This is a genomic window from Arthrobacter hankyongi, assembly GCF_022012395.1.
Classification (GTDB): domain Bacteria; phylum Actinomycetota; class Actinomycetes; order Actinomycetales; family Micrococcaceae; genus Crystallibacter; species Crystallibacter hankyongi.
The window spans coordinates 110,664-135,383 of sequence record NZ_JAKLTQ010000001.1; the positions used below are offsets into that span (position 1 = coordinate 110,664).

Annotated in this window: 24 protein-coding genes; 9 read left to right on the top strand and 15 right to left on the bottom strand. The window is 70.0% G+C overall.

Features of this window, described 5'->3' with window-relative positions:
- Positions 1-293: 293 nt before the first annotated feature.
- Genes LVY72_RS00510 through LVY72_RS00540 form a run of 7 tightly spaced genes read right to left on the bottom strand, consistent with a single transcriptional unit; the run spans position 294 to position 7,961 of the window.
- Complete coding sequence (locus LVY72_RS00510) at positions 294-1,100, bottom strand: HpcH/HpaI aldolase/citrate lyase family protein (RefSeq protein ID WP_237817495.1); 807 nt, start codon at positions 1,098-1,100, stop codon at positions 294-296.
- Positions 1,101-1,102: 2 nt separating this feature from the next.
- Positions 1,103-1,669: a MaoC family dehydratase gene (locus tag LVY72_RS00515; protein ID WP_237817496.1), complete on the bottom strand. Its 567-nt coding sequence runs from the start codon at positions 1,667-1,669 to the stop codon at positions 1,103-1,105.
- Positions 1,666-2,328 (bottom strand): CoA transferase subunit B, encoded by a 663-nt coding sequence (locus LVY72_RS00520; protein ID WP_237817497.1) that lies wholly within the window; start codon positions 2,326-2,328, stop codon positions 1,666-1,668. The genes LVY72_RS00515 and LVY72_RS00520 overlap by 4 nt, the downstream gene beginning before the upstream one ends.
- 2 nt (positions 2,329-2,330) lie before the next feature.
- Positions 2,331-3,086, bottom strand: a complete 756-nt coding sequence (locus LVY72_RS00525) for a CoA transferase subunit A (protein ID WP_237817498.1) — start codon at positions 3,084-3,086, stop codon at positions 2,331-2,333.
- A 21-nt stretch (positions 3,087-3,107) separates the two neighbouring features.
- Positions 3,108-4,289: an acyl-CoA dehydrogenase family protein gene (locus tag LVY72_RS00530; RefSeq protein ID WP_237817499.1), complete on the bottom strand. Its 1,182-nt coding sequence runs from the start codon at positions 4,287-4,289 to the stop codon at positions 3,108-3,110.
- Positions 4,282-6,342 (bottom strand): acetyl/propionyl/methylcrotonyl-CoA carboxylase subunit alpha, encoded by a 2,061-nt coding sequence (locus LVY72_RS00535; protein WP_237817500.1) that lies wholly within the window; start codon positions 6,340-6,342, stop codon positions 4,282-4,284. Before LVY72_RS00535 ends, LVY72_RS00530 begins: the two co-directional genes overlap by 8 nt.
- A gap of 5 nt (positions 6,343-6,347) precedes the next feature.
- Complete coding sequence (locus LVY72_RS00540) at positions 6,348-7,961, bottom strand: carboxyl transferase domain-containing protein (protein ID WP_237817501.1); 1,614 nt, start codon at positions 7,959-7,961, stop codon at positions 6,348-6,350.
- 128 nt (positions 7,962-8,089) lie between these two features.
- On the opposite strand from LVY72_RS00540, the gene LVY72_RS00545 reads away from it, so the two are divergent.
- Positions 8,090-8,743, top strand: a complete 654-nt coding sequence (locus LVY72_RS00545; RefSeq protein WP_372463661.1) for an SACE_7040 family transcriptional regulator — start codon at positions 8,090-8,092, stop codon at positions 8,741-8,743.
- 33 nt (positions 8,744-8,776) lie between these two features.
- Positions 8,777-9,244, top strand: coding sequence for a GNAT family N-acetyltransferase (locus LVY72_RS00550; protein WP_237817502.1), 468 nt, complete (start codon positions 8,777-8,779; stop codon positions 9,242-9,244).
- 20 nt (positions 9,245-9,264) lie between these two features.
- Here the strand turns inward: LVY72_RS00550 and LVY72_RS00555 are convergent, their stop codons facing one another.
- The 3 genes from LVY72_RS00555 to pdhA are packed head-to-tail and all read right to left on the bottom strand — an operon-like array spanning position 9,265 to position 12,829.
- Positions 9,265-10,695 carry a dihydrolipoamide acetyltransferase family protein gene (locus tag LVY72_RS00555; RefSeq protein WP_237817503.1) on the bottom strand — a complete coding sequence of 477 codons (1,431 nt, stop codon included), beginning with the start codon at positions 10,693-10,695 and terminating at the stop codon, positions 9,265-9,267.
- Entirely contained in the window at positions 10,695-11,705 is a 1,011-nt protein-coding gene (locus LVY72_RS00560) for an alpha-ketoacid dehydrogenase subunit beta (protein ID WP_237817504.1), read from the bottom strand. Before LVY72_RS00560 ends, LVY72_RS00555 begins: the two co-directional genes overlap by 1 nt.
- Positions 11,702-12,829: a pyruvate dehydrogenase (acetyl-transferring) E1 component subunit alpha gene (gene pdhA / locus LVY72_RS00565; RefSeq protein ID WP_237817505.1), complete on the bottom strand. Its 1,128-nt coding sequence runs from the start codon at positions 12,827-12,829 to the stop codon at positions 11,702-11,704. Before pdhA ends, LVY72_RS00560 begins: the two co-directional genes overlap by 4 nt.
- A 168-nt stretch (positions 12,830-12,997) precedes the next feature.
- Here pdhA and LVY72_RS00570 point away from each other — a divergent pair, with 168 nt between their 5' ends.
- The 3 genes from LVY72_RS00570 to LVY72_RS00580 all read left to right on the top strand — a co-directional run bounded on the left by LVY72_RS00570 (position 12,998) and on the right by LVY72_RS00580 (position 16,292).
- The gene (locus tag LVY72_RS00570) at positions 12,998-13,453 is read left to right on the top strand and encodes an Lrp/AsnC family transcriptional regulator (protein ID WP_237817506.1); all 456 of its coding nucleotides are present in this window, start codon (positions 12,998-13,000) and stop codon (positions 13,451-13,453) included.
- Between the two features lie 69 nt (positions 13,454-13,522).
- A complete protein-coding gene (gene ald / locus LVY72_RS00575) occupies positions 13,523-14,608 on the top strand; it encodes an alanine dehydrogenase (protein ID WP_237817507.1) in 1,086 nt (361 codons plus the stop codon).
- Entirely contained in the window at positions 14,598-16,292 is a 1,695-nt protein-coding gene (locus tag LVY72_RS00580) for a RecQ family ATP-dependent DNA helicase (RefSeq protein ID WP_237817508.1), read from the top strand. Before ald ends, LVY72_RS00580 begins: the two co-directional genes overlap by 11 nt.
- Before the next feature lie 55 nt (positions 16,293-16,347).
- On the opposite strand, the gene LVY72_RS00585 is transcribed toward LVY72_RS00580, so the two are convergent.
- Positions 16,348-17,967: a monocarboxylic acid transporter gene (locus tag LVY72_RS00585; RefSeq protein ID WP_504862935.1), complete on the bottom strand. Its 1,620-nt coding sequence runs from the start codon at positions 17,965-17,967 to the stop codon at positions 16,348-16,350.
- Between the two features lie 5 nt (positions 17,968-17,972).
- Positions 17,973-18,362: a DUF485 domain-containing protein gene (locus LVY72_RS00590; RefSeq protein ID WP_237817509.1), complete on the bottom strand. Its 390-nt coding sequence runs from the start codon at positions 18,360-18,362 to the stop codon at positions 17,973-17,975.
- A 180-nt stretch (positions 18,363-18,542) separates the two neighbouring features.
- Between LVY72_RS00590 and LVY72_RS00595 the strand changes: the two genes are divergently transcribed.
- From LVY72_RS00595 to LVY72_RS00610, 4 genes are read left to right on the top strand one after another with little or no spacing between them, the layout of a single operon-like run.
- On the top strand, positions 18,543-19,754 hold the full coding sequence (locus LVY72_RS00595; protein WP_237817510.1) for a sensor histidine kinase: 1,212 nt from the start codon (positions 18,543-18,545) through the stop codon (positions 19,752-19,754).
- Between the two features lie 59 nt (positions 19,755-19,813).
- On the top strand, positions 19,814-20,548 hold the full coding sequence (locus LVY72_RS00600) for a LytR/AlgR family response regulator transcription factor (RefSeq protein WP_237817511.1): 735 nt from the start codon (positions 19,814-19,816) through the stop codon (positions 20,546-20,548).
- Entirely contained in the window at positions 20,545-20,967 is a 423-nt protein-coding gene (locus LVY72_RS00605) for a hypothetical protein (RefSeq protein ID WP_237817512.1), read from the top strand. Before LVY72_RS00600 ends, LVY72_RS00605 begins: the two co-directional genes overlap by 4 nt.
- Entirely contained in the window at positions 20,964-22,418 is a 1,455-nt protein-coding gene (locus LVY72_RS00610; RefSeq protein ID WP_237817513.1) for a sodium/solute symporter, read from the top strand. The genes LVY72_RS00605 and LVY72_RS00610 overlap by 4 nt, the downstream gene beginning before the upstream one ends.
- A gap of 20 nt (positions 22,419-22,438) precedes the next feature.
- Here the strand turns inward: LVY72_RS00610 and LVY72_RS00615 are convergent, their stop codons facing one another.
- From LVY72_RS00615 to frr, 3 genes are all read right to left on the bottom strand, one after another.
- Complete coding sequence (locus LVY72_RS00615) at positions 22,439-23,029, bottom strand: DivIVA domain-containing protein (protein ID WP_237817514.1); 591 nt, start codon at positions 23,027-23,029, stop codon at positions 22,439-22,441.
- 90 nt (positions 23,030-23,119) lie between these two features.
- Complete coding sequence (locus LVY72_RS00620; RefSeq protein ID WP_237817515.1) at positions 23,120-24,040, bottom strand: phosphatidate cytidylyltransferase; 921 nt, start codon at positions 24,038-24,040, stop codon at positions 23,120-23,122.
- Positions 24,040-24,597 (bottom strand): ribosome recycling factor, encoded by a 558-nt coding sequence (gene frr, locus LVY72_RS00625; RefSeq protein WP_237817516.1) that lies wholly within the window; start codon positions 24,595-24,597, stop codon positions 24,040-24,042. The genes LVY72_RS00620 and frr overlap by 1 nt, the downstream gene beginning before the upstream one ends.
- Positions 24,598-24,720: the final 123 nt, after the last annotated feature.

The following is a 24,720-nucleotide window of genomic DNA, read 5'->3' on the forward strand; positions in this document are numbered from 1 at the left end:
CACCCCGGCCCGGCTCTACTCGCCTTCCCTTCCCGGCCTCGGCCACTCACCCACCCCGGCCCGGCCCCGGAGCCCTCCCGGCGCCGCGGGTGCCCTGCTCCCCTTGTTTAGGCTTCAAGCTTTGCAAAGGTACTAGTCAGGGCGTCGCTTGAAGGCTAAAGCAGGGCGCGGCGGCCCAATGCTGGGCGTGGAGAACGCGGGAGCGGGTGTGAAGGACACGGGCTGGGGGTGGAGGACGCGGGAGCGGGTGTGAAGGATGCGGCTGGGAGGCCCGGGGCAGGCGGGCTTCCTGTTCAGCGGCCGGCCCGGCGCAGGGTCTGCTCGGCGTGCCTGATCAGCGGCGCATCCACCATCCGGCCGCGGAAGCTGAACACGCCCGGTTCCCGCCGGGCCGCCGCCAGCAGGTCCGCGGCGTAGGCGGCTTCTTCCGCGGTCGGACGGAAGGCGCGGCGGATGGGTCCGGCCTGGCCTGGATGGATGGCGGCCTTCGCACTGAAGCCCGACGCCGCCGCATCCTGGGCCTCGGCGGCGAGCCCGTCCAGGTCCTCGATGTCCAGGTAGACCGAGTCGATCGCGGCCTTGCCCCGGGCGCCGGCAGCCAGCAGCACCTGCGAGCGCGCGTGCCGGGCGATATCCCGGTAGCTGCCGTCCGCCCGCCGGCTGGAGGTTCCGCCCAGCGACGCCACGAGGTCTTCGGCCCCCCACATCAGGCCGGTGACTTGGTCCTGGGCCGCCAGCGCGCCGGCGTTCAGGACCCCGCGGGCGGTCTCGCACAGGGCCAGGACCTGATAGCCGTCCAGACCGGCCAGGTCCGGGGTGTCTTCGGCCTTGGCCAGCATCACGGTCCGGTACGCGGTCCGGCGCAGGGCTGCCAGGTCCGGTCCGTGGTCGGCGGTCCCGGCCGCGTTGACCCGGACGATGGTCCGCTCCGGGTCCAGCGGGTTGCCGCACAGCGCCTGCCGGGCCGTCTCCCGGTCCGCGGGGGCGACGGCGTCCTCCAGGTCCAGGATCACCGCGTCCGCGCGGTCGAGGGCCTTGGCGTAGCGGTCCGGGCGATCCGCCGGGCAGAAGAGCAGGACCGGGCCCATCAGGAAGACCATGGTCAGGCCACCTCCGGACCGGCGGGGCCTCCGGCCTGCTCGGCATAGTCCAGCGCGGCCTGTTCGTGGCCCTGCAGGGTCCACATCAGGGCACTGCGGGTGGCCCGCGCCACCACGTCCCCATCCTGGTTGCGCCCGGTGTGCACCATGGTGACGATGCCCTGGCCGGGCCGCGAGGCGGAGAGCCGTTTGTCCGTCACCACCGTTTCGGTATAGAGCGTGTCCCCGGGGAACAGCGGGTGCGGGAATTCCACCTCGTGCAGGCCCAACTGGGCCACGATGGTGCCCTGAGTCAGTTGGCTGACCGACTGCCCGACGACGATGGCCAGGGTGAGCATGGAGTTCACCAGCCGCCGGCCAAAGGGCTGGGTGGCAGCCCAGGCGGCATCCAGGTGCAGCGCCTGGGTGTTCATCGTGACGGTGGTGAACAGCACGTTGTCCGCCTCGGTCACCGTGCGCCCCGGCCGGTGCGCATAGACCACGCCGATTTCGATTTCGTCGAAGTACAGGCCGCGCTGGGTGATGACCCGCGACTCGGAGTCCCCGGTGTCCAGCGGCCCGGTGCTCACACGCCCTCCACTTCTTCATCGAGGCGCAGCGGCGCACCGGTGGCGGCCATGACCTCGTCCACGGTGATACCCGGCGCGGTCTCCCGCAGCACCAGGGACTTCCGCCCCGCCTCGCCCACCACGTCGAGCACGGCCAGATCGGTGATGATCCGGTCCACGCAGCCGCGGCCGGTCACCGGCAGGGTGCATTGCGTCAGGATCTTGGGTCTTCCGGATTTGTCCAGGTGTTCCATCATGACGATCAGCCGCTTGGCGCCGAAGACCAGGTCCATGGCGCCGCCCATTCCCTTGACCATCTTGCCCGGGATCATCCAGTTGGCCAGGTCCCCGTTCTCGGCCACCTCCATGGCCCCGAGCACTGCCACGTCCACATGGCCGCCGCGGACCATGCCGAAGGACGTGGCCGAATCGAAGATCGCCGCTCCCCGGTTGAGGGTCACGGTTTCCTTTCCGGCGTTGATCAGGTCCGGGTCCACCTGGTCCTCGGTGGGATAGGGGCCGACGCCGAGGATGCCGTTCTCGGAGTGCAGCACCACCTCCACGCCGTCGGGAATGTAGTTCGGGATCAGCGTGGGCATGCCGATGCCCAGATTGACGTATTGTCCGTTCTGCAGTTCCCGCGCCACCCGGGCGGCCAGTTCCGTGCGTGAGCGTGCCATCGTCAGTTCCCTCCGGAGACGGTGCGTTTTTCGATCCGCTTCTCCACCCCGGGCGCGGCTACCACCCGCTGGACAAAGATTCCGGGCGTATGGATCTGCTGCGGGTCCAGCTCCCCCGGCTCCACCAGTTCCTCCACCTCGGCGATGGTGATCCTGCCGGCCATGGCGCACAGCGGGTTAAAGTTCATCGCGGTCGCGTGGTAGACCAAGTTGCCCAGCCGGTCCCCCTTCCAGGCATGCACCAGCGCAAAGTCTGGGGTCAGCGATTCCTCCAGCACATACTCGGTGCCGTGGAAGCGGCGCACCTCCTTGGGTTCGGAAGCGACGAGGACGTTCCCGGCGTCGTCGTACTTGCGTGGCAGCCCGCCCTCGCTCACCTGGGTCCCCACCCCGGCCGTCGTGTAAAAGGCGGGAATGCCCGCGCCGCCGGCGCGCAGTTTCTCCGCCAGCGTGCCCTGCGGTGTCAGCTCCACCTCGAGCTCGCCGGCCAGGAACTGGCGCGCGAACTCCTTGTTCTCACCCACATAGGAGCTGATGGTGCGCCGGATCCGGCCGTCCTTCAGCAGCACCCCCAGGCCCCAGTCGTCCACGCCACAGTTGTTGCTGATTGTCTCCAGGTCCGTGGTGCCGGCCTCGTGCAGGGCCTGGATCAGTGCAACAGGGATACCGCACAGGCCGAACCCACCGACGGCGAGCGAGGCGCCGTCCGGGATGTCCGCGACGGCGTCGGCGGCGCCGGCCACTACCTTGTTGATCATTGCTGCCTCCTCGTTGAGGTTCTAAAGCCCCAGCTCGCGGGCGATCAGCATCAGCTGCACCTCCGTGGTCCCCTCACCGATCTCGAGCACCTTCGAATCCCGGTAGTGGCGGGCCACCCGGAACTCGTTGATGAACCCGAAGCCGCCGAAGATCTGCGTCGCATCGCGTGCGTTGTCCATCGCTGCTTCCCCCGCCACCATCTTGGCAATCGCCGACTGGGATTTGAAGGGCCGGCCGGCCAGCAGGCGCGCCGCCGCGTCATAGTAGGCCAGCCGTGCGGTGTGCGCGCGGGCCTGCATCCGGGCGATCTTGAACTGGATCCCCTGGAAATGTCCGATGTTGTGGCCAAAGGCCGTGCGTTCCTTGGCATAGCGGACCGACTCGTCCACGCAGCCCTGGGCGGCGCCGGTGGCGAGCGCGGCGATGGCGATGCGCCCCTCGTCCAGGATCTGCAGGAAGTTGGCGTAGCCGCGGCCGCGCTCGCCGAGCACGTTCGCCTCCGGCACCCGGACGTCCTCGAACCGCAGCGGGTGGGTGTCCGAGGCGTTCCATCCCACCTTGTTGTAGGCCTTCTCCGCGCTGAAGCCGGATGTGTCGGTGGGGACCAGGATGGTGGAGATTTCCTTCCGGGTTCCTCCCGGACCTCCGGCACTCCCGGTGCTGCCGGTCACGGCGGTGACCGTGACCAGCCGGCTGATCTCCGTACCGGAGTTGGTGATGAATTCCTTGCGCCCGTTGACCACCCATTCGCTGCCGCCGGCCGTGCTCTCGAGCCGTGCCGTGGTCTTGGTGCCGGCGGCGTCCGAGCCGGCCTCCGGCTCGGTCAGCCCGAAGCCCGCCAGTGCCCGTCCCGCGGCGAGGTCCGGCAGCCACTGCTGCTTCTGTTCTTCGGTGCCGAAACGGTAGATGGGCATGGCGCCGAGGGAAACGGCCGCTTCCAGGGTGATGGCCACGGACTGGTCCACCCGGCCGAGCTCTTCCAGGGCCACGGCCAGGGCAAAGTAGTCCCCGCCCATGCCGCCGTATTCCTCCGGGAAGGGCAGCCCGAACAGGCCCATCTCCCCCATCTGCTTGACGATTTCGTACGGGAAGCTGTGCTCTTCGTCGTGCTTGGCGGAGGCCGGCGCCACCACCTCGTTGGCAAATTCCCGGACGGTGTCGGCGAGGGTCTGGTATTCCTCGCCCAGTTCGAAATCAGGCATGGGACCCTTCCTTGGTTTCCGGGTGGATGACCGCCACCATCTGGCCGGCCTTGACCAGGTCGCCCGGCCGGAGGCTGAGCTCGGCCTGACCGGCCATGGGCGCGGTGAGCTGGTGCTCCATCTTCATGGCCTCGACGCTGAGCAGCAGCTGGCCGGCCTGGACCTGTTCGCCGCTGCGCACCGCCACCGCGGTCACGGTGCCGGGCATCGGCGAACGGACTTCGGGCGAGGCCTCGCCGGTGCTGCGGCGGAGCTGTTCGAGCGAATCGCGCAGCCGCCGGGCGCGGTCCCGCAACTGCCAGGCCAGCGTCCGGCCGGCGTAGTTGAGCCACAGGCGGTGATCCTCCCCCACCGCCCAGGCCAGCGGCCACCGGATGCCGTCCACGACCACGGCCGCCGGCTGCAGTTCCACCGCCAGCGGGGCCTGGCCTGCGGCGGTTTCGAGCCGGACCCGGGCCTGCGCCGGGGTGCCGTATACCTGCACCTCGCGCGGCCCGCCGGCGGCGGAGTCCAGGCTGACCAGCTGGGCGGCCGCGGCGCCGGGGCGCCAGCCGTCCCCGCGCCGCCACGGCGGTACCCCGGCAGACTCCGGGGTCGACGCCGGCAATCCGGCCCGGTCCCGCTGCCACGCCACGGCGGCCACCGCCGCGATGGCCAGGTCGGTGTCCGAGGGGTGGTGGAAGGCCAGCTCCGGCAGCCTGCGTTCGATCAGGGTGGTTTCCAGCCGGCCGGCCTGCACGTCGGGATCCGCCAGCAGCAGCCTCAGGTACTCGATGTTGGTGTCGACGCCGAGCACCACGGTGCCGGCCAGGGCCCGGTCCAGCCGCGCCAGCGCCTCTTGCCGGTCCGCCCCCCAGGCGATGACCTTGGACAGCATTGGATCGTAGCTGGGGGAGATCTGCAGACCCTCGGCCAGCGAGCTGTCCACGCGCACGCCGCTGCCGGCCGGCTCGGCCAGCTTCAGCACCGTGCCGGCGGCGGGCAGGAATCCCTGCTGCGGGTCCTCCGCGTAGATCCGTGCCTCCACCGCGTGACCGCGCAGCCGCACGTCCGCCTGGGCCAGCCCCAGTTGCTGGCCCGCGGCAATGCGCAGCTGCCACTCGACCAGGTCAAGGCCGGTGACCATTTCGGTGACCGGATGCTCGACCTGCAGCCGCGTGTTCATCTCCATAAAAAAGAACTCGTCCGGCGCCGTGTCCGAGACCAGGAATTCCACGGTGCCGGCCCCGGTGTAGTCCACCGAGGCCGCCGCCCGGCAGGCCGCCTCCCCGATCCGGTCCCGGGTGGCGGCATCCAGCAGCGGCGACGGCGCTTCCTCGATGACCTTCTGGTGCCGGCGCTGCAGCGAGCATTCGCGCTCGCCCAAATGGATGACGTTGCCATGGCTGTCGGCCAGGACCTGCACCTCGATGTGCCGGGGGGCGGCCACCAGGCGCTCCAGCAGCAGCGTGTCGTCGCCGAACGCGCTCGCGGCCACGCGCCGGGCGGCGGCGAGCGCAGCGGCCAGGTCTTCGGGGCGTTCGACGGCGTACATGCCCTTGCCGCCGCCGCCGGCGGACGGCTTGATCAACAGCGGATAGCCAACCTCGGCCGCAGCGGCCGGCCCGGCGTCGGCTGCGTCCGGCAGGGCCACGCCCGGCACCACGGGCACCCCGTACGCGGCGACCTGTTCCTTGGCGCGGATCTTGTCCCCCATCACGGCCAGCGCCGTCCTGCCAGGGCCCACGAAGACGATGCCGGTGGCGGCCAGCGCCTCGGCGAAGGCCGCGTTTTCGCTCAGGAAGCCATAGCCCGGATGTACCGCCTGCGCCCCGGTGGCCTTGCAGGCGGCCAGCACCGCCGCGATGTCCAGGTAGCTCTGCGCCGCCGGAGCCGGTCCGAGGCGCACCGCCACGTCCGCCTCGCGCACGTGCCGGGCCCCGGCGTCGGCGTCGGAATAGACGGCCACTGTGCGCAGGCCGAGCCGGGCGCAGGTACGGATCACCCGGCAGGCGATTTCCCCGCGGTTGGCGACCAGCACGGTATCGAACGGGGCAGCGAAGCGTGGTTCCATCGGCCTCACATCCGGAACAGTCCGAAGCCGGGTTCGGCCAGCGGGGCCAGGGCACAGACCTCCAGGGCCAGTCCCAGCACCGTGCGGGTGTCCGCCGGGTCGATGATGCCGTCATCCCAGAGCCGTGCGCTGGCGTAGTACGGGTTGCCCTGCTCCTCGTACTGGGCCCGGAGCGGCGCCCGGAAAGCTTCCTCTTCGGCCATGGACCAGCTGCGTCCGGCCGCCTCGAGCTGGTCCCGCTTGACCGTGGCCAGCACCGAGGCCGCCTGGTTGCCGCCCATCACCGAGATCCGGCTGGCCGGCCAGGTCCACAGGAAGCGCGGCGAATAGGCGCGGCCGCACATTGAGTAGTTACCGGCGCCGAATGAGCCGCCGATGATGACCGTCAGCTTCGGTACCCGCGTGGTGGCGACGGCGGTGACCAGTTTGGCCCCATGCTTGGCGATGCCGCCGGCCTCGTAGTCCTTGCCGACCATGAACCCGGAGATGTTCTGCAGGAAGACCAGCGGGATGCCGCGCTGGTCGCACAGCTGGATAAAGTGCGCGCCCTTGAGCGCCGATTCGCTGAACAGCACCCCGTTGTTGGCCACGATGCCGGCCTCGCGGCCGTGGATGCGGGCGAATCCGGTGACCAGCGTGGGTCCGTACTCGCGCTTGAACTCGTGGAAGCCGGACCCATCCACCAGCCGCGCAATAACCTCGCGGACCTCGTAGGGGACGTTTACGTCCGGCGGGACGGCCCCGTACAGCTGAAGCGGGTCCGCCAGCGGAGGCATCGAAGGCGCGGCCGGCCCTGCCTGCTCGGCGGCGGCAGCCGGCGGCAGGCTGGCCACGATGTCCCGGACGATCTGCAGTGCATGCCGGTCGTTCTCGGCCAGATGGTCGGTGACCCCGGAAACCCTGGCGTGCACCTCCCCGCCGCCGAGTTCCTCCGCGGTGACCACCTCGCCGATGGCGGCCTTCACCAGCGGCGGCCCGCCCAGGAAGATGGTGCCCTGGTTGCGCACGATCACCGTCTCGTCGCTCATCGCCGGCACGTACGCACCACCGGCCGTGCAGGAACCGAGCACGGCGGCGATCTGCGGTATGCCGGCGGCCGAGAGATTGGCCTGGTTGTAGAAGATCCTGCCGAAATGCTCGCGGTCCGGGAAAACCTCGTCCTGCTTCGGCAGGAACGCTCCCCCGGAATCCACCAGGTAGATGCACGGCAGCCGGTTCGCCAGCGCCACCTCCTGGGCCCGCAGGTGCTTCTTGACCGTCACCGGGTAGTAGGTCCCGCCTTTGACCGTGGCGTCGTTGGAGACCACCATCACGTGCCGGCCGTGCACCAGGCCGATCCCGGTGATGATCCCGGCCCCGGGGCACTCGCCGTCGTACATTCCGTCCGCGGCCAGCGGTGACAGTTCCAGGAAGGGGCTGCCCTCGTCAAGCAGTTCGTCCACGCGCCCGCGCGGCAGCAGCTTGCCGCGGTCCAGGTGCCGCCGCCGGGACGATTCCGGGCCGCCCACGGCCGCCGCCTCCAGTTTGGCGCGCAGTTCGGCCGCCAGCGCCCGCTGCGCCGCGTCATTTGCCTGAAATTCCGGACTGGACGGATCCAGCCGGGAAACCAATGTCTCCATTGACAGCTTTCCCGCGCGCCCGCCGCGTGGACGGGCCTTGGTTAATAAGCACTAACTCAATTCAGGTTAGTAGGGCTTAACCGGGTTGTCTATAATCGACCGAGATACACCCTGCCGAAAGGATCGCAGTGGCAGCCTCCACCGCCGCAAACGCATCGCCCGGCACCACCGGCGCTGCCGGGCCCGCCGGCCGGGCCACCGGCCGCAGCCTGGCCAAGGCCTCCCGCCGTTCGGCGCTGCTCTCCGCCGCCGCCGCCCTGTTCGCCGAACGGGGCTTCAACGGTGTCTCCATCGAGGACCTGGGCGCGGCGGCGGGGGTGAGCGGACCGGCGGTCTACCGGCACTTCAGCAGCAAGCAGGCCGTGCTCGTGGCCCTGTTGACCGGGGTCAGCCAGGACCTGCTCGACGGCGGCCGGGCGGTGGTCGGCAGTTCTTCCGGGCCGGAGGCAGCCCTGCGCGGCCTGATCGAATTCCACGTCGACTTCGCCCTGGGCAACCCGGATGTGATCCGCGTCCAGGACCGGGACCTGGACTCGCTCAGCCCCGAGGACGCCGAACGCGTCCGGTCGCTGCAGCGCAGCTACCTGCGGGTGTGGGTGGACGTGCTGGCCCAGCTGATCCGCGGTGAGGAGCCGGCCCGGCTGCGGATGCGCGCCCATGCGGTGTTCGGCCTGATCAACTCCACTGCGCACTCCACCCGCCGGGGCCAGCTGGTGCGGGACAAGGGCTGGCGCCGGAAATTGCTCGAAACAATGGCTTGGGCCGCGCTGAAAGCCGAGTAACCTGTTGGAACACCCTCTATCGAAAGGCCCGCCGTGATCGAGCTCCGCCCTGTGGAACCTGCCGACCTGGACAAGTTCTTCGAGTACCAGCAAGATCCGGATGCCAACCGGATGGCAGGTTTCAGCGCAAAGAATCCCTCCGACCGCGGGGTGTTCGACCACTACTGGCAGGGCCTGCTCAATGACTCCTCCGTCACCGTGCGCACCGTCACCGCCGACGGCGAAGTGGTGGGCAACGTGGTGGTCTACCACAGCGAGGGAGTGCCCGAACTGAACTACTGGACCGCCAAGAGCCACTGGGGCCGCGGGGTCACCACCGCCGCCGTAGAGCAGTTCCTGCGCGAATTCACCGAGCGTCCCATCCGGGCCCGCGTGGTCAAGGACAACCTGGGCTCGATCAAGATCCTGGAGAAGGCCGGCTTCCGCCGGATCGGCGAGGCGCAGGGCTTTGCCAACGCCCGCGCCGCCGTGGTCACCGAGGAAATCCTCGAACTGTCCTGACCGTCCCCGGGCATGGCGCTTCACACCATGGTGAGCACCATGCCCGGATCGGCGAGGATGGCCCCGACGTCGGCCAGGCAGGCCGAGGCCTGGGCGCCGTCCACCAACCGGTGGTCGAAGGTCAGGCCCAGCGTCAGTACCTGGCGCAGGGCGACCGTCCCGCGGTATTCCCACGGCAGCCGCCGCACTGCCCCGATGGCCAGGATCGCCGCCTCGCCCGGATTCAGGATGGGCGTGCCAGCGTCCACCCCGAGGACCCCGACGTTGGTAATGGAGATAGTGCCGCCGGTCAACTGCTGCGGCGTGGTCCGGGCCGCCCTGGCCGTCTCCACCAGATCGGCCAACGCCGCGGCCAGCGAGCGCAGGTCCAAGGTATGCGCGTCCTTGATGTTCGGCACCGTCAGACCGCGCTCGGACGCCGTGGCGATGCCCAGGTTCACATAGTTCTGCTGCACGATCTGGCCGTGTTCGGTGTCCCAGCGCCAGTTCAGCGCCGGATTCCGTTCCAGCGCCAGGCAGAGGGCCTTGGCCGCCAGCACCAGCGGGGTCAGCCGGAGTCCGGCGAAGGCATGGTCCGCCCGCAGCTTCTCCAGCAGGTCCATTGACGCGGTGGCATCGACGGTCAGGAAGACCGTCGCCTGCGGGGCGGTGAACGCGCTGGCCACCATGGCCGCGGCCGTCGCCTTGCGCACGCCCTGGATCGGGATCCGGGCCTCCCGCTCGGCGGCCCCGGCCAGCCAGCGGCCCGCCGGGACGGCTTCCGCCCCGGCCGGGGCAGGCGGGGCCGACGGCGCGCGCGGTGCCGTGTAGCCCTCCACGTCCGCACGGGTGACCAGGCCGTTGCTGCCGCTGCCGGGCACCTGGGCGAGGTCGACGCCGAGGTCCCGGGCCAGCTTGCGTACCGGCGGGGTGGAGCGCGGCCGGGTGCCCAGATCCGGCGCCGGCGCCGGGGGTGCCGGAGGCGCCTGAGCAGCCGGAGGTGCCTGCGGGGCCGGAGGCACCGGCTGCGCCGCCGGGGACGCCGCAGGCTCAGCGGAGCCTGCCGCCGGCCCGCCGCCGTCGAACGTCCGGCGGCGGCGCACCGGCCGTTCGCCGGTCTCGGCCGCGGCACCGTAGCCCACCAAATTGGCCTCCCGCTCCGGCCGCACGTAGCCTGCCGCCGGCGGGGCGGCAGGCCGGCCGGCGGCTGGCTCGTCACCGGCCGCCTCCCCGGCCACCTCGAAGGAGACAATCGGCTCGCCGACGCGCACCGTGGTTCCCGGCGCGCCGTGCAGCTTCCGGACCACGCCGGCGAACGGGGAGGGCAGTTCCACCACCGCCTTGGCCGTCTCCACCTCGCCGAGGACCTGGTTCAGGGCCACGCTGTCCCCCTCGGCCACGCGCCAGCCGACGATGTCCGATTCCGTCAGTCCCTCGCCCAGGTCCGGCAGGGTGAATACCTTGATCGCCACTAGTCCTCCAGCCCGCTGAGCGAGTTCGGCCGGTCCAGCACCCGGTCCACACCGTCCAGGATGCGGTCCAGGTCCGGCACGTGGTGCTGCTCCATCCGGGCCGACGGGTACGGGATGTCGAAGCCGGTCACGCGTACCGGGGCGTGCTCGAGATAGTAGAAGCAGCGCTCCGTGATCCCGGCAGCCAGCTCGGCGCCCAGGCCGCCGGTCTGCGATGCCTCGTGCGTGATGACCAGCCGGCCGGTGCGCCGCACCGAGTCCGCCACCGTGCCGAAGTCCAGCGGCGAGAGCGAGCGCAGGTCGATCACCTCCAGCGAGATGCCCTCGTCCGCCGCCGCGTCGGCCGCCGCCAGTGCCGTGGGCACCAGCGGACCGTAGGCCACCAGGGTGGCGTCGCTGCCCGGACGTTCGATCCGGGCCTGGTCCAACGGGGCGGCCGCGGACAGGTCCGCCTCCAGGTCCACCTCGCCCTTGAGGTGGTAGCGCCGCTTGGGCTCGAAGAACATCACCGGGTCGTCGCACGCAATCGCCTGCTGGACCATCAGGAAAGCGTCCTGCGGGTTGGACGGGGTGACCGCACGCAGGCCGGCGGTGTGCAGGAAATAGGCCTCGGGCGATTCGGAATGGTGCTCGGCCCCGCCGAAGCCGCCGCCGAAGGGCACCCGGACGGTGATCGGCATCTTCACCCGGCCGCGCGAGCGGTAGTGCAGCTTGGCCACCTGGCTGACGATCTGGTCGAAGGCGGGGTAGACGAAGCCATCGAACTGGATCTCGCAGACCGGGCGGTAGCCGCGGAAACACATTCCGACGGCGGTGCCCAGGATCCCCGACTCGGCCAGCGGAGAGTCCACCACGCGGTGGGCGCCAAAGTCCTTCTGCAGCCCGTCGGTGATCCGGAAGACCCCGCCGAGGGTACCGATGTCCTCGCCGATCAGCAGCACCTTGGGATCGCGGTCCAGGGCCTTGCGCAGGCCGGCATTAATGGCCTGGCCAAACGTCATCGTGGTCATCGCTGGCCTCCTTCGGCCGCTTCGAAGCCGGCAAGGTACCGGGCGTAATGCTGTTTCTGCCGCTCGAGCACCGCATGCGGGGTGCTGTAGACATTGTCGAAGAGCTCCAGGTCCGAGGGGTCGGACAGGCCGGTGCACGCCGCCCGCAGGCCGGCCGCGGCGTCGTCGGCCGCGGTACGCACCTGCGCCTGGAAGCCGTCGTCGAACAGGCCCTCGGACTTCAGGTAGGCCGCCAGCCGGTCGATCGGGTCCCGGGTGCGCCAGTCCTCGAGCTCGTTCGGGTCCCGGTAGCGGGTCGGGTCGTCCGCCGTGGTGTGCGGACCCATCCGGTAGGTCACGGCCTCGATGAAGTACGGGCCGGCGCCGGTGCGGACCCGGTCCAGTGCCTCGCGGGTGACCGCCAGGCAGGCCAGCACATCATTGCCGTCCACCCGCACGCTCGGGATGCCGAAACCCGGGGGCCGGTCCGCGATGGCGCGCTGGGCCTGGACGCGCACCGGTTCCGAGATGGCCCACTGGTTGTTCTGGCAGAAGAAGAGCACCGGGGCCTGGAAGCTCGCGGCGAAGACCATCGCCTCGTTCAGGTCGCCCTGGCTGGTGGCGCCGTCGCCGAAGTAGGTCATGGTGGCGGTCTCGGCGCCGTCGAACTTGGTGGCCATCGCATAGCCGGTGGCGTGCAGCGCCTGCGCGCCGATGATGATCTGCATCGGGGCCATGTTCAGCCGGTAGGGGTCCCAGCTGGAGGGGGCGTTGCCGCGCCAGACCTTGACCAAATCCGCGTACTCGACCCCCCGGCAGTACGCGACGCCGGTCTCACGGTAGCTGGGGAAGACAAAGTCGTCCGGGGCCAGGGCGCGGCCGGAGCCGATCTGGGCGGCCTCCTGCCCCAGCAGCGGCGGCCACAGCGCCAGCTCCCCCTGCCGCTGCAGTGCGGTGGCCTCGACGTCGATCCGGCGGACCACGACCATGTCCCGATAGAGCCCTTGGAGCCGGCCGCCGTCGATGTCCTCGAGCCAGCTGTCGTAGTGCGGCTCGGGCACCCTGACCCCGGCCGGGGTAAGCAACTGCACCCAGGGTTCGCTGATTTTTTCCCCGGTCGCCGGACCGGCACCTGCTAAGGACATGGCGGCTCCACCTTTGCTGTCCGTATCAATCCGCTGCGGGACGGCCGGCCCCCTTGCCGGTCGGATATGGTGACGATACTCACAGTGGTCAGCGCGCGCAATCACCCCGTCCGAAACTGAGCAATCTGCCCCGCCCGCGTAGTGCTGGACGTGCTAATCTTGCGCACTATGCGGAACCTGGATGGTACCGACACGCGGCTGCTCCGGGCGCTGGCCCGGGATCCGCGCAGCACCGTGGTGGCCCTGGCCCAGGAGCTCGGCCTGTCCCGGAACACGGTGCAGGCGCGCCTGGCCCAGCTCGAACGCGGGAATATCTTCCTGCCGTTCGAGCGCCGGATCAATCCGGCGGCGCTGGGCTACCCGCTGGCCGCGTTCGTGCACCTGCATGTGCAGCAGCAGAAGCTCACCCCGGTCACCGAGGCGCTGGCGCTGATCCCGGAGGTGCTGGAGGCCTACGGCATCACCGGCCAGGCGGACATCCTCGCGAAAGTGGTGTCGGAGGGGGCCGAGGACCTGTTCCGGATCACCGGCAAGATCCTGGCCATCGACGGGGTGGAGCGGACCGACACCTCGCTGGCGATGCACGAACTGATCCCCTACCGCATGGAACAACTGCTGCGCTGACCGGCGTATGCTCGGTTGCACCAGCGGGTCCGCCCAGCGCGCCGGGGCGGCTGAGCGAAGGAAAGTGCCATGCATATCGGTGTTCCGCGCGAAGTGAAGAACAACGAGTTCCGGGTCGCGATTACGCCCGCCGGCGTCCACGAACTGGTCCTGGCCGGCCACCAGGTCGGCATCGAGACCGGTGCCGGCGAAGGCTCGGCGATCGCGGACGCCGATTATGAGGCTGCCGGCGCCCGCATCTTCGGTTCCGCCGACGAGACCTGGGCCGAAGCCGAGCTGCTGCTGAAGGTCAAGGAACCGATGCCCGAGGAGTACCCCCGGCTGCGGCAGGGACTGACCCTGTTCACCTACCTGCATCTGGCCGCGGACCGGAACCTGACCAACGAACTCTGCCGGCGCCGGGTCACTGCCATCGCCTACGAGACGGTCCAGCTGCCGGACCGGTCCCTGCCGCTGCTGGCGCCGATGTCCGAGGTGGCCGGGCGGCTGGCCCCGCAGGTGGGCGCCCAGTGCCTGATGCAGCCGCAGGGCGGCCGGGGTGTGCTGCTGGGCGGGGTGCCCGGCACGCACGCCGCCAACGTCGTCGTCATCGGCGGCGGCGTGGCCGGTTCCAATGCCGTGGCGATGGCCGCCGGCATGCGGGCCAACGTTACGGTGCTGGACACCAACGTCGCCCGGCTGCAGGAACTGGACGCGCAGTACCAGGGGCGGATCACCACGATTGCCAGCAACAGCTTCGAGCTCAGCGCCGCGGTGCTTTCCGCCGACCTGGTCATCGGTGCGGTCCTCATTCCCGGCGCCCGGGCCCCGCGGCTGGTCTCCAACGAGCTGGTCCGGCAGATGCGCCCGGGCTCGGTCATGGTGGACATTTCCATCGACCAGGGCGGCTGCTTCGAAGACTCACGGCCCACCACGCATGCGGACCCCACCTTCAGGGTGCACGACACGGTGTTCTACTGCGTGGCCAACATGCCCGGCGCCGTACCGCGGACCTCCACCTATGCCCTCACCAACGCCACCCTGCGCTACATCAAGGCGGTGGCCGACGACGGCTTCGATGCGGCGGTCCTGCGCCTGCCCGAACTGCTGCCGGGGCTGAACACCCGCGACGGCGTCATAGTTTCCGAACCGGTGCGGCTGGCCCATGCCGGCTGACCAGGACGCACCCGGCGGGCAGGGCCCCGGCGCGGACGAACTGCGCCGGGCCGCCGCGGAACTGTTCGGCCTGCAGGCCCTGCGCCCCGGACAGCTCGAAGGAATGGTGGCCGCCGCGCGCGGACAGGACGTGCTGGCCGTGATGCCCACCGGATTCGGCAAGTCCGCGATCTACCAGGTGCCGTCGGCGCTGCTGCCGGGCACCGCCGTCGTCGTCTCGCCGCTGATCGCCCTGCAGCGCGACCAGGTGGAAGCCATCAACGAGGACCTCGGCGCGCGGCGGGCCTTCGCCATCAATTCGCAGCTGGGAGCCCGGGCGGAGCGGGAGTCCTGGGCCGCGGTGGAGGGCGGCCACGCCAAGTACGTCTTCCTGGCTCCCGAACAGCTGGCCCGGGAGGAGACCCTCGAACGGCTCGGCCGCTGCCGGATCCCGCTGTTCGTGGTGGACGAGGCGCACTGCATCTCCGCCTGGGGCCATGATTTCCGGCCCGACTACCTGACGCTGACCGCCGCCGTCGCCCGGCTCGGCAGGCCGCCCGTGGTGGCGCTGACCGCCACGGCCTCCCCGCACGTGCGCGCCGAGATCATCGAACGGCTGGGCCTGCGGGAACCGGCCACGCTCATCCACAGCTTCGACCGGCCGAACCTGTACCTGCAGGTCCGCCGGCACCATGAGGACCGGGGCAAGCGGCAGGCCGTGCTGGACGAAGTCGAGGACCTGCACGGACCAGGCCTGCTGTACGCCTCCACCCGCAAGGACACCGAATGGTATGCTGCCGAGCTGGCCGGCCGCGGCCTGCGGGCGGACGCCTACCACGCGGGCCGGCGGACCGCGGACCGGACCGCGATCCACGAGCGGTTCCAGGCCAACGAACTCGACGTCGTGGTGGCCACCACGGCGTTCGGCATGGGAATCGACAAACCGGACATCAGGTTCGTGGTCCACGCCGACATCCCCGACTCGCTGGACAGCTACTACCAGGAGATCGGCCGGGCCGGCCGGGACGGCGCACCCGCCCGGGCCGTGCTGCACTACCGGTCCGAGGACCTGGGCCTGCAGCACTTCTTCGTCGGCCACGCGCCCGATCCCGAGGACCTGGCCCAGGTATTCACCGCCGTGCAGGAGGCCGGGCCGCTGCCGGCTGCGGCGCTGTCCCGGATCACCGGGCTCTCCAGGCACCGGCAGGCCCGCGCGTTGAACCTGCTCGAACACAGCGGCGGCATCCTGGCCGGTCCCGGCGGCTACCGGACCCTCGGGACCGCAGGTTCCGCGCCACGTCTGGACGACGCCGTCGAACGAGCGCTCGCCGAAGCCGAATCCCGGCACCGGATCGATCAGTCCCGGGTGGAAATGGCCCGCGCCTATGCCGAAACGGACCACTGCCGGCGCGATTTCCTGCTCAATTACTTCGGCGAGGAGACCAGCGGGTACTGCGGCAACTGCGACAACTGCGCGGGCAGCTCCGCGGCCGAAGCCTTGGAGCTGGAGGCGGCCATGCCGGCCGGATACGCGATGCAGACCCCGGTGAGGCACCGGGAGTGGGGGGCGGGCACGGTGATGGGCGTACTGCCGGACCGCATCACCGTGCTGTTCGACTCGGTGGGCTACAAGGACCTGTCGCTGAAACTGATCGGCGAGGACCGGGGCCTGCTGGAGGTCGGCGACGCCCCGGCAGGCCCGTAACGGGCAGGGGCCCCGTCCCGACGGACGGGGCCCCTGCCTGACGGGGTGGCTACCTTTAGTGGTCGACGGCCTTTTCGGCGCCGACGCCGGTGAGCGAGCGGACCTCCATCTCCGCCTGCTTGGCCGGGTCCTCCCCCGCCTTGTCCAGCACCGTGCCCAGCCAGCCGAGGAAGAAGGCCAGCGGGATCGAGACGATGCCCGGGTTCTTCAGCGGGAAGAAGGCGAAGTCCGCGCCGGGGATCATTGAGGTCTCGGAGCCCGAAACCACCGGTGAGAACACGATCAGCACGATGGCTGCGGCCAGGCCGCCGTACATCGACCACACCGCGCCCCGGGTGGAGAAGCGCTTCCAGAACAGCGAGTAGATGATGGTCGGCAGGTTTGCCGAGGCGGCCACCGCGAAGGCCAGCGCCACCAGGAACGCCACGTTCTGGCCTTGGGCGCCGATGCCGCCAAGGATGGACAGCACCCCGATCACGACCACGGTCCGGCGGGCGACCTTGACCTCGCCGTCGGGATCCACCTTGCCGCGCCGGACCACGTTGGCGTAGATGTCATGGGCAAAGGATGCCGCGGCCGTGATGGTCAGCCCGGCGACCACCGCCAGGATGGTGGCGAAGGCAACTGCGGAGATCAGCCCGAGCAGCAGCGGCCCGCCCAGGTGGAAGGCCAGCAGCGGGGCGGCGGAGTTGACCCCGCCCGGAGCCGCCTGGATGGCGTCCGCCCCGATCAGCGCGCCGGCGCCGTAGCCGAGGACCAGCGTGAACAGGTAGAAGGCACCGATCAGCCAGATCGCCCAGACCACTGACTTGCGGGCTTCCTTGGCCGTGGGAACGGTGTAGAACCGCATCAGCACGTGCGGCAGGGCGGCGGTGCCCAGCACCAGCGCCAGCGCCAGCGAGATGAAGTCGAACTTGGAGGTTCCGCTGGCCCCGTACTGCAGGCCCGGGTTCAGCACGTCGGTGGTGCCGGCCGTGGCCGCGGCGTCGCCCAGCAGGGCGGAGAAGTTGAAGCCGTACATCGCCAGCACCCAGACCGTCATCACGAAGGCTCCGGCGATCAGCAGGCAGGCCTTGATGATCTGCACCCAGGTGGTGCCCTTCATGCCGCCGACCAGCACATAGAGGATCATCAGCCCACCCACCACGGTGATCACCAGGGACTGCCCCAGCTTGTCATTGATGCCCAGCAGCAGCGAAACCAGGCCGCCGGCACCGGCCATCTGCGCGAGCAGGTAGAAGAAGCAGACCGCCAGCGTGGTGGTCGCCGCGGCGATCCGCACCGGGCGCTGCTTGAGCCGGAAGGAGAGCACGTCGGCCATGGTGAACTTGCCCGTGTTGCGCAGCAGCTCGGCCACCAGCAGCAGGGCCACCAGCCAGGCGACCAGGAAGCCGATGGAGTACAGGAACCCGTCATAGCCGTTGATCGCGATGGCGCCGACAATCCCGAGGAAGCTGGCCGCCGAGAGGTAGTCCCCGGCAATGGCGGTGCCGTTCTGCGATCCGGTAAAGGACCGGCCTGCCGCGTAGTAGTCGGCCGCCGTCTTGTTGTTCCGGCTGGCGCGCAGCACGATCACCAGGGTGATCGCGACGAACAGGCCGAAGATCGTCATATTGATCCAGGGCTCGCCGGCCTGGGTCGGCGCCGCGGTGGCCGTGGCGGGAAGTACGGTCAGAACGTTCACTTGCTTCCTCCGGTCTCGGTGGGAACGGCGCCGGCTTCGAGTTCCGAACGCAGCTCGGCGGCGATCGGGTCCAGCTTCCGGTTGGCGTAGCTGACGTACCACATGGTGATCGCGAACGTCGTCACGAACTGCAGCAGGCCGAGGATCAGGCCGAGGTTGATATTGCCGACGACCTTGGTGGACATGAACTCGTGTGCGTAATCCGCCAGCAGCACGTACAGGAAGTACCAGAGCAGGAAGGCGGCGGCCATCGGGAAGACAAAGCTCCGATGGCGCCGGCGCAGCTCGCGGAACCGGGGTCGCTGCTGGACTTCTTCGAAGTCCACAGCCCCAAGGGCTGCAGCCGGGCCGGCCTGGCCGGCGTCCGGGGTGGGGGTGGTGCCCATCTTCACTCCTAGGACGAAGGATCTTGTGATGTGCATCACTGTGCTATGCGGTGGCCGGGGCGCGGAACCAGGTGGACCGGACGGATCGGCCAGCAGCCCTCCGGCTGCGGTGAGCGGCCGCTTTATGCGCCCAACGGCAGGCTGCACGACGGCGGCAACACGCGCGCTATCGTGGGTGGCATGTTCAGTCCGGGCGTCGACGCCGCCATCCTCACGGTCCTGGCTGCCGCCGTCGTCGCCGGCATCGCCGTGCTGGGCCTCCGGCTCTCGCGCTCGCACCGGGACCTGGGCTCCGAAGCCGAACGTGCCACCTACGCCACCCTGCACACCGCCGCGCTGGCAGCCCCGCACCTGCGGGCCGGGCTCACGCCGGCCGGTGCGGGCAAGGCCGGCCGCTACCTGCGCGGGCTGCTGGGCACCGAAGTGCTGGTGCTCACCGGCGAAGACGGCGTCCTGGCCTGGGACGGTGCCACCGCGCCGGAACCGGCCCGGCAGGAACAGGCGCTGCAGCTGGCACGCAGGACGCTGGCCACCGGCCGGACCCAGGTTTTCCGCGGAAAGCAATTGTCCGGAGCGGCTTTCGACGCCGGAGGCCGGCTGCGCGAGGCCGTGTTCGCTCCCATCCGGGTCCGAGGGAAGCTGGTGGGGACGGTCGGCACCTATACCGGGCAGGTCGGCGCCCCACTGGTGCGGGCCGCCACCGAGGTGGCCGGCTGGGTGGCGACCCAGGTCGAACTGGCCGAGCTGGACTCGTCCCGGGCGCAGCTGATGGAGGCCGAGGTGCGCGCCCTGCGGGCCCAGATCAGCCCGCATTTCATCTACAACTCGCTCAACGCCATCGCCTCCTACATCCTCACCGACCCGGTCCGTGCCCGCGAACTGGTGATCGAATTCGCCGATTTCACCCGGTACTCCTTCCGCCGTCACGGGGACTTCACCACGCTGGCGGAGGAACTGAAGTCCATTGACAGGTACCTGCTGCTCGAGCGCGCCCGGTTCGGGGACCGGCTGGCGGTGAGCCTGCAGATCGGGCCCGAGGTGCTCAGCACGGTGATCCCGTTCCTCTCCCTGCAGCCGCTGGTCGAGAACGCCGTGCGGCACGGCATCGAGGCCAAGGAGGGCCCCGGCCGGATCAGCATCACCGCCCGGGACGACGGCGCCTACGCGCTGGTGACCGTGGAGGACGACGGCGTCGGCATGGATCCGGAGCATCTGCGCACGGTGCTGGCCGGCCAAGCCGCCGGAGACCACGTGGGACTGCGCAACGTCGATGTGCGGCTGCGCCAGGTCTACGGCGACGAGCACGGCCTGGTGATCGACACCGCCCCCGGCGCCGGCACCTTGATCACGCTGCGCATCCCGAAATTCCAGCCGGAAAACCGGGTGGACTGACCACCCCCGGCAGCACCGCACCCGAGCGGTTACGTTCCCCAGCTAATACACTGTCACCCATGGTCAACGTGCTCGTCGTCGATGATGAACTGCCTGCGGTGGAAGCCCTGGCCTATCTGCTCGGCCGCGACGGGCGGATCGGCAGCATCTACCGGGCCGGATCGGGCGCCGAGGCGCTGCGGGCGCTGCAGAGCCACGAGATCGACGCCCTCTTCCTGGACATCCACATGCCCTCGCTCTCCGGCCTGGACATTGCCCAGGTGATTTCGCGCTTCAGCCGCCCGCCCGCCGTCGTCTTCGTCACCGCGGACGAGGACAAGGCGGTGCAGGCCTTCGAGCTGGCGGCCGTGGACTACCTGCTCAAGCCGGTACGCGCCGAGCGGCTGGCCGAATCGGTGCGCCGGATCTGCGAGCTGATCCAGGACCGCGCAGACTCGGGCGAAACGGCGAAACCCGAGGTGATCAGCGTGGACCAGGGCGGGGTGACCAGGATGATCCGGCGCGACGACATCCGGTACGTCCAGGCCCAGGGCGACTATGCCCGGCTGCATACCGCCGAGTCCAGCTATCTGGTCCGCGTCCCGCTCAACGACCTGGAGCGGCAGTGGGCGCAGGCCGGCTACCTGCGCATCCACCGCTCCTACCTGGTGTCGATGGACCACATCGAGCAGGTCCGCCTCGGCGCGGGCCGGGCCAGCGTGATGGTCAACGGGGCCGAACTGCCGGTCAGCCGGCGCCACCTGCCGGGAGTGCGGGACAAGCTCGAAGCCACCCGGGTCAGGCCCGGCCGATGAACCAGGAGCCGCTCACGCCCGGCTGGGCGCCGGCAGATCCGCCGGCGCCAGGCCCGCAGCGGGTGCGGGTGACCGGGCCCCGGTCCGGGACCGGCTATTCGCCCGCGCGCTTCAGCGTGTCGCGCGAACTGGACGAGCAGTCCGAGGTGGGCGAGCTGTTCATCCGCTCGCTGATCCGCTCCCAGCTGCGGCTGGCCCTGGTGGTGGCCGGCGGTTTCGGCGCGGTCGTGCTCGGTGTGCTGCTGCTGGTGCTGCTGCTGCCCGGCAACGGCGTGGCCCTGTGGACGGTCCCGCTGCCCTGGCTGCTGCTGGGGCTGGGCATCTACCCGGTGGTGCTCGGCTGCGCCGGCCTGTACCTGCGGGCCGCGGCCCGGAACGAACGCAGGTTCCGCGACCTGGTCAGCGAGTCCGAAGGATGAATCCTGCCGCCGGATTCGCGGCGCTGGCCGCGGTCTGCACCGCGACGCTGCTGATCGGTGTCTACGGCCTGCGTATCTCGCGCACCACCGGCGACTTCTACGTGGCCTCCCGGACCGTTCCGCCGTGGTGGAATGCTTCGGCCATCGGCGGCGAGTACCTGTCCGCCGCCAGCTTCCTGGGCGTCGCCGGGCTGATCCTGGTCACCGGGCTGCAGGGGCTGTGGTTCCCGATCGGCTACACCGCCGGCTACCTGATGCTGCTGCTGTTCGTCGCCGCCCCGCTGCGCCGCTCGGGCGCCTACACCATCCCCGATTTCGCCGCCGCGCGGCTGGACTCCCGGCCGGCGCGGCTGGTGACCAGCGCGGTGGTGGTCGTGGTCGGCTGGCTCTACATCGTGCCGCAGTTGCACGGGGCGGCGCTGACCGTGCGGATCACCACCGGCCTGCCCGGCTGGGCGGGCGCCGCCGTCGTCGTCCTGGTGGTGCTCTGTTCGGTGGTCACCGGCGGGATGCGCTCTATCACCTTTGTGCAGGCCTTCCAGTTCTGGCTCAAGCTCACCGCCCTGGCCGTGCCGCTGTTCTTTATCCTCCTGCTGCTGGGCGCCGGTTCGCGTCCCATCACCGACGGCGGCGCGGCTTTCCAGGCCGACGGCGGCGGGCCGGTGTACCCGACGATTTCCCTGCTGGTCGCGTTGCTCTTCGGCACGCTCGGCCTGCCGCATGTGCTGGTGCGCTTCTATACCAATCCGAACGGACCGGCCGCGCGCCGGACCACGCTGATCGTGCTCGGGCTGCTCTCGGTGTTCTACCTGTTCCCCACCGTGTACGGGGTACTCGGACGGGTCTATACGCCGGATTTGGCCGCCGCGGGGCAGGCCGATGCCACGGTCCTGCTGCTGCCGGGCCGGCTCATCGGCGGCGCGTCCGGGGACCTGCTCACCGCACTGGTCACCGCCGGGGCCTTCGCCGCCTTCCTCTCCACCACCTCCGGGCTGGTGGTCTCGTTGGCGGGCGTGGTCAGCCAGGACCTGTTCCGGGGCAGCGTCAGCGGATTCCGCTGGGCGGCGGTCCTCTCGGCGCTGGTGCCGCTGGCAGTGGCCCTGTCGACCGAATCCCTGGCCCTGGCCGGCACCGTCGGGACCGTCTTCGCGTTTACCGCCTCGACCATCTGCCCGTTGCTGCTGCTGGGCATTTGGTGGCGGGGCCTCACCGCCGCGGGCGCGATTGCCGGGATGCTGACCGGGGCGGCCCTCTGTGGCGGCGCAATCCTGCTGGCAGCCACCCTGGGCGGGGCGCTGGGGCCGTTCCGCGAACTGCTCGAGGCACCCGCCGCGTGGAGCGTGCCGGCGGCATTCCTGACCACCATCGTCGTCTCGCGCGCGACGGCGGACCGGCGGCCGGCCTCCGCGTCCCGCATGATGGCGCGCCTGCACGCGCCGGAACGGAGCTGAGGAGGCGTCCGGGAGGGTCGCTACTCGATGGTGGCCATCAGCTCCACGACGCGCTCCAGGAAGGCATCGACCTGGTTCTCCTCGTAGCCTTCGCTGCCCTTGGCCTCACGGAACACCGCCCGCCGGACCACGTCCACGCTCAGCGGCTGGTCCTGTTCGAAATAGTTCAGCAGTTCGCCGCAAAGCGCATCCACGTCCTGGACGTTGTAGCTGCTGGCGTTGCGGTGGCTGGGCCGGCGGAAACGGTCGCCGGGTGCGCGGTGCAGCCGGGCCCGCAGCACTGACGACAGCCTGCCGATCCTGGTCAGCCAGGCCTCCTCCCCCTCCTGCGCGATCAGCTCGTCGCGCTCACGCTGGGCAAAGGCGTCCTCGAGCCGGTCCAGGGCGGAGTCGACGGCGCGCGGATCGTAGCCCCCGCGCGCCGGGTCGAACGACACGGTGCGCACATCGTGGCTGGTAACCGGGGGCAGCGACGGATCCCAGCCATCGTAGTATTGGCGGGCCCGGTCCAGGAACTGGTCCACCTGGCGCATGTTGTAGCCCTGTTCGCGCCGGCTCACACGGTCAAACGGGCCGGTGCCACGGCCGGCGCGGGTGGTGGAATGTGCCATTGCTTCTGCGGGTCCTTCTTGCTCTGGTATCAATTGAATGCTTTAAGTTGTACCGCGGCGTGCGTCCGGAACGGCGGTACGGCACGAGGGTCAGCCAGCACCGGGAGCCAGCAGCACTGCCAGCAGGTAACCCACGGGCGCGGCGAAGGTGATTGAATCCAACCGGTCCATGACACCGCCGTGCCCGGGCAGCAGGTTGCTCATGTCCTTGATGCCCAGTTCCCGCTTGACCATGGATTCGGCCAGGTCCCCGGCAGTCGAGGCAGCCACCGTGGCAATGGCCAGTACCAGCCCGAACCACCACTGCAGGTGCAGGATGAGCACGGAACAGAGCACGCCCACCATGATCGCGCCGCCCACGGACCCGGCAAAGCCCTCCCAGGACTTCTTGGGACTGATCTTCGGCGCCATCGGGTGCTTGCCGAACAACGCACCGACCAGATAGCCGAACGTGTCATTGGCCACCACCAGCAGCAGCATGGTGGCAACCTTGAGCGCGCCGTCGGGTTCGCTCAGCAGCAGCAGAGCGCAGCTGATGAACAACGGCACCCAGGACAGGACGAAGACCCCGCCCATGGCCCGGCGCCCGGCGTCCCGGGGGGATTCCAGGCAGGTGTAGATCAGCAGCGCCAGGCCGGTGGCCACGAGGGTGAAGCACAGTGCCTCGGGCCCGCCGTAGAAGGCCGCGAACGGCATGGCCGCCGCCCCGGCAAACAGCGGGGGCATCGGGATGTGGATACCCTTGACGGCCAAGGCACGGGAGACTTCCCATGTCCCCACCACCGAGAAGGCGGCAACCACCGCGACAAAGGCGGAGGGCATCACGAACAGGCCAACCAGGACGATGGCCAGCATGGCCAGCCCCACCCCGATCGCCGCGGGCAGGTCGCGCCCTGCCCGGGACGGCCGGGTGGTGCGGCGCCGGGCCCGGCGGACTGCCTCGGAAGGCAGCGAGCCGGGGCCGGCGGTGTGCCGTCCGCCAGCCTGTGTCGAAGGCTGGTCCTCGCTCATCAGACCTCGAGAAGCTCCGCTTCCTTACGCTTGAGCAGCTCGTCGATATTGTCGGTGTGGGCCTTCGTCCTGGCGTCCAGGTCCTTCTCGGCCCGCGCGCCCTCGTCCTCGCCGATCTCGCCGTCCTTGACCAGCTTGCCGATGCTGTCCATGGCCTTCCGGCGGATGTTCCGGACGGAGACCCGGGCGTCCTCGGCCTTGCTGCGGACCACCTTGACATACTCCTTGCGGCGTTCCTCGGTCAGCTCCGGCAGGACCACGCGGATCACGTTGCCGTCGTTGGCGGGGTTCGCGCCGATGTCGGACTCGCGCAGCGCCTTCTCGATGTCGTTCAGCGCGCTCTTGTCGTAGGGGGTGATCAGCAGGGTGCGGGCTTCCGGGTTCTGGAACGATGCCAGCTGCTGCAGCGGCGTCGGCGTGCCGTAGTAGTTCACGGTGACCTTGGAAAACAGCGCCGGGTTGGCTCGGCCGGTCCGGATGGTGGCGAAGTCCTCCTTGGCCACCTCCACCGCCTTGTCCATCTTCTCGGCGGCCTCATGCAAGGTTTCTTCGATCACGGTGTCTCCTTAGACGGTTCTGCACACTGTACTGCCGGCCGCGCAGCGGGCTGGCGGGCTCTGCTATCCATCCTAGCGGGTGGGCCAGTCCCTTTCGTGTCGGCTGCGCCGCCCCGTCCGCGG

Coding starts and splice junctions, on each gene's coding strand:
- LVY72_RS00510 (WP_237817495.1), bottom strand. CDS start 1,100: ATGGTCTTCCTGATGGGCCCGGTCCTGCTCTTCTGCCCGGCGGATCGC.
- LVY72_RS00520 (WP_237817497.1), bottom strand. CDS start 2,328: ATGGCACGCTCACGCACGGAACTGGCCGCCCGGGTGGCGCGGGAACTG.
- LVY72_RS00525 (WP_237817498.1), bottom strand. CDS start 3,086: ATGATCAACAAGGTAGTGGCCGGCGCCGCCGACGCCGTCGCGGACATC.
- LVY72_RS00530 (WP_237817499.1), bottom strand. CDS start 4,289: ATGCCTGATTTCGAACTGGGCGAGGAATACCAGACCCTCGCCGACACC.
- LVY72_RS00535 (WP_237817500.1), bottom strand. CDS start 6,342: ATGGAACCACGCTTCGCTGCCCCGTTCGATACCGTGCTGGTCGCCAAC.
- LVY72_RS00540 (WP_237817501.1), bottom strand. CDS start 7,961: ATGGAGACATTGGTTTCCCGGCTGGATCCGTCCAGTCCGGAATTTCAG.
- LVY72_RS00560 (WP_237817504.1), bottom strand. CDS start 11,705: ATGACCACGATGACGTTTGGCCAGGCCATTAATGCCGGCCTGCGCAAG.
- pdhA (WP_237817505.1), bottom strand. CDS start 12,829: ATGTCCTTAGCAGGTGCCGGTCCGGCGACCGGGGAAAAAATCAGCGAA.
- LVY72_RS00570 (WP_237817506.1), top strand. CDS start 12,998: ATGCGGAACCTGGATGGTACCGACACGCGGCTGCTCCGGGCGCTGGCC.
- ald (WP_237817507.1), top strand. CDS start 13,523: ATGCATATCGGTGTTCCGCGCGAAGTGAAGAACAACGAGTTCCGGGTC.
- LVY72_RS00580 (WP_237817508.1), top strand. CDS start 14,598: ATGCCGGCTGACCAGGACGCACCCGGCGGGCAGGGCCCCGGCGCGGAC.
- LVY72_RS00590 (WP_237817509.1), bottom strand. CDS start 18,362: ATGGGCACCACCCCCACCCCGGACGCCGGCCAGGCCGGCCCGGCTGCA.
- LVY72_RS00595 (WP_237817510.1), top strand. CDS start 18,543: ATGTTCAGTCCGGGCGTCGACGCCGCCATCCTCACGGTCCTGGCTGCC.
- LVY72_RS00600 (WP_237817511.1), top strand. CDS start 19,814: ATGGTCAACGTGCTCGTCGTCGATGATGAACTGCCTGCGGTGGAAGCC.
- LVY72_RS00605 (WP_237817512.1), top strand. CDS start 20,545: ATGAACCAGGAGCCGCTCACGCCCGGCTGGGCGCCGGCAGATCCGCCG.
- LVY72_RS00610 (WP_237817513.1), top strand. CDS start 20,964: ATGAATCCTGCCGCCGGATTCGCGGCGCTGGCCGCGGTCTGCACCGCG.
- LVY72_RS00615 (WP_237817514.1), bottom strand. CDS start 23,029: ATGGCACATTCCACCACCCGCGCCGGCCGTGGCACCGGCCCGTTTGAC.
- LVY72_RS00620 (WP_237817515.1), bottom strand. CDS start 24,040: ATGAGCGAGGACCAGCCTTCGACACAGGCTGGCGGACGGCACACCGCC.